The 3,474-nt window shown below is 70.3% G+C and carries 3 protein-coding genes; 1 reads left to right on the top strand and 2 read right to left on the bottom strand.

What is annotated here, in order from left to right; genetic code table 11:
- Nucleotides 1-316: 316 nt before the first annotated feature.
- Complete coding sequence (locus tag D7X74_RS40615) at nucleotides 317-2,359, top strand: hypothetical protein (RefSeq protein ID WP_147446878.1); 2,043 nt, start codon at nucleotides 317-319, stop codon at nucleotides 2,357-2,359.
- A 9-nt stretch (nucleotides 2,360-2,368) separates the two neighbouring features.
- Here the strand turns inward: D7X74_RS40615 and D7X74_RS40610 are convergent, their stop codons facing one another.
- Nucleotides 2,369-2,944, bottom strand: coding sequence for an RNA polymerase sigma factor (locus D7X74_RS40610; protein WP_120538283.1), 576 nt, complete (start codon nucleotides 2,942-2,944; stop codon nucleotides 2,369-2,371).
- Between the two features lie 16 nt (nucleotides 2,945-2,960).
- On the bottom strand, nucleotides 2,961-3,474 hold a 514-nt coding region (locus tag D7X74_RS40605; RefSeq protein ID WP_120538282.1), incomplete at its 5' end, for a hypothetical protein.

The following is a 3,474-nucleotide window of genomic DNA, read 5'->3' as shown; positions in this document are numbered from 1 at the left end:
GCAGGGGGATGGGGATGGGGGTGCGTCATGGTGAAGCCTCCTTTCCCCGGGCCAACGCGGCATCCGGCGCGCTCTTACACATGCTTGAGACCATGAGCCGGCCACGGAAGGGCCCCCGGGGTTTTTCGCCGGCCCGAGCCCTGCCCAGCGGGGGATTTTTTCGATAGGACGGGGGCTCGCGGTGGCCCCGAACGCCTGGATTTCCAGGGGCTTGCGGGAGAACCCTCCACCGCGTGCAGCGGGAAACGACCCGATTCATTCCCTCGCTCCGTATGGACAGGGAGCCAAGACGGGGCCCGCACGGAGAGGGCAACGAATGCGACGCACCTGGGGGACATGGGGGTTGGCGCTCGCCTTGATGGGCAGCGGCTGCGACGTCATCGACCTCTCCGAAATCACCCAGCGCGACGCACGGACGCGGGTCCGTCCCGAGCCCGTCGGCGAGCACTGTCCCTTTGGCGGACAAGCGGTCCTGAGCGGCCTGGACCAGGACCGCGACGGGGTGCTCGACGACGAAGAGGTCACCGCCACCGACTACGTCTGTGACGACGCTCCCGCCCAGGTCCGCACCCGCACGCGGTCCGAAGCCCACGGCGTGAACTGCGCCCTGGGTGGACAGGCGGTGCAGTCCGGCCTGGACCTGGACACCAACGGGCAGCTCGACGACGCGGAGGTCACCGCCACCGACTACGTCTGCGCCACCACCGTCGCCAACGTGCTGGTGCGCGTGCGCCCCGTGGCCCCTGGCGCGCAGTGTGCCCTGGGCGGACAGGTGACCCACGCCGGCCACGACGCCAACGGCAACGGGCTGCTGGAGGACGCGGAGATCTCACGCGAGGTCTACGGCTGCGACGAACCCGCCCCCGTGCTCTCCCGCGTGCGGGAGGTGCCGAGCTCCGTCGCCCCGTGCGACCGCGGCGGTTCGGTGGTGGAGGCGGGCGCGGACCTGGACCTGGATGGGGCGCTCGACCCGGCGGAGATCGACGCCACCGCCTACGCGTGCGACGTGGCCCCCGCGCGCGTGAGGCTCGTGCAGTACCAGACCGAGCCGGGCGGGATGAACTGCCCCGCGGGCGGCACGGGCGTGAACGCCTTCGAGGATGCCACCGGCGAGGGAGGGCCCACGCCGGGCGGGTTCATCACGACAGTGCACGTGTGCCATGCCTCCCGCATCCACGATGGAGACTTCGTGGTCGCGAGCGCCGTGGACCTCGTCGCGCTCGCCGGGGTGGGACGCCTGCGGGGCACCCTGCGCATCGATGCGCCCACCCTCGCCGAGGCCATGCTCCCCACGCTGTCCATCATCGACGGCTCGCTCATCGTGCAGGGCAACTCCAGCCTGAGACGGACGGCCCTGAGCACCCTGCGCTTCATCGGAGGGAACGTGGAGCTGCGGGACAACGCCCGGCTCGACACGTTGCTCCTGGGGGACGACACCCGCGCCCCGCTGCGCGTGGGGGGCAGCCTCACCGTGGAGAACAACCCCGCGCTCCCCGACCTGCTGGGACTGGTCGCGGTGGTGCCCACCGACAGCATCACCCTGCGCGCGAACAACGCGGTGGAGGATCCCGGCTCGCTGCCCAACGTCCTCACGCTCCAGGGCTCGCTCCGCATCCAGGACAACCTCCGGATGGACCGCACGCCCTTCCTCAAGCTGGCGCACGTGCACGGGGACGTGCTCCTGGAGAACAACTCCGCGCTGCCGGGCCCCTTCGGGCTGGAGCGGCTGGAGACGGTGGACGGCGCGCTGGAGTTGAACGCGAACCCCCAGCTCGAAGAGCTCCACCCCCTGGGCAAGCTCACCACCGTGGGCACCCTGTCCATCGTGGGCAATTCCAAGCTCGCGAACACCGTGGGGTTCGTCAACCTCGTGCGAGCGGGCCGCCTCCTCATCCAGGGCAATTCCGTGATGTCGTCCGCGGGGGACATGCCCCTGCTGACCCACGTGGAGCAGGACTTCACCGTGAAATACAACGCGGGGTTGCAGCGCGTGCACCGCCTGCCCCTGCTGCGAAGCACGAGCGCGGTCTCCATCATCGGCAACGACGACCTGGTGTCGCTGGAAGGTTTCGGCGCGCTGACCCGGTTGAGCGTCCTGTCATCGCTGGGCAACCCGAAGCTGACGACCCTCGGGGACTTCGCGACGCTGCGCGAGGTGACGTTCCTCAACATCCAGGGCAACGCGCGGCTCACGGACTTCAACCTGGGAGAGCTGGCCCGCGTGACGACGGACTTCGTCGTCGTGGACAACCCGAAGCTGCCCACCTGCAAGGCCACCGCGCTCGCGACAAAGGTGTTCCAGGGCGACCCGGAGGTCCTCCACATCGACATGAACGACGACACGGCCACCTGCCCCTGAAGCCCTCCGTCAGCGGCGGGGCTTGCAGGAGCAGTCCAGGCACCCGTGCGTCGCGCACGCGCCGCAGCCGCGCTCCAGCGAACGCTTGAGCGCGAGCCGCGCCCGGTGCAGCCGCACGCCCGCGTTGTTCGCGGTGATGCCCGCCTCGCGCGCCACGTCCGGCACCGCGCGCCCTTCCAGGTCCACCTGGCGCACCAGCTCCGCGTAGGAAGGCTTGAGCGTGGGCAGCAGGTCCGCGAGGCACTCGCACACCACGCCCTTCAGCTCCACATCCTCCGGGGCGGCGTGCGCGTCACGCGCCTCCACCTCCAGCGCGCGGCCTTCCGCGGACTGCCTCCGGTGGTGATCCACGAGGGCGTTGCGCAGCAGGCGGTAGAACCACGCCACCGCGCCTTCGCCGTCGTGCAGCGCCCCACCCTTCTCCAGGGTGCGGGCGAAGGCCGTCTGGAAGAGGTCCTCCGCGACGGCCCGACTTCCCACGCGTCGCTCCAGGAACGACAGGAAGCGGCGCTGGTGGGCCAGGAGGGCCGCCACCACGTCCTCGCGGTCGGGGGGCAGCCCAGCTTCTGGCGCTTCGGCATCCATGCGCTTCGCGGGCGGACTACGGAGGGCCGTGGCCCTGGCGAACGGAGTTCAGTTCCACCGCCGTGGCGTAGATCTGCGCCCACGTGCGGAACTTGAAGCGGTTCACCGCGCCCTTCTGGTCGTTCGCGTAGTCGAACATGTCGTTGCGGAACATCTTGTCCGCCGCCTTGCGGGCCTCCGGCTTCAGCGGCGTGCCCTTGCGGTCGTAGTAACGCAGCAGGTCATAGCCGTAGTCGTGCGTCTTGGCCGCCTTGTCGAACTCCTTGTCCGGGCCGATCTTGCCGGGCACCGACGCGTAGCCGTGCGGATCCTGCATGCGCTGACCGTGCGGCGTCTGGATGGCGTAGGGCTTGTAGCCCATCACCTGCTCGAAATCCGCCGGGGGCGGGATGGCGCCGGTGAGGTAGTCGTTCATCAGCTTGCCGTGGTCGCCCGGAGGGGCGGCCGTGACGGCAGCGGTGCGCTGGGTGGCGGCGGTACCCGCCGAGAAGGAGTCCTTCACCACGTTGCGCGCGGGAGGGGTCGCGGGG

This window comes from Corallococcus sp. CA047B (assembly GCF_003612065.1).
Lineage (GTDB): Bacteria > Myxococcota > Myxococcia > Myxococcales > Myxococcaceae > Corallococcus > Corallococcus praedator.
This window is presented reverse-complemented; position numbering and strand designations above follow the sequence as displayed.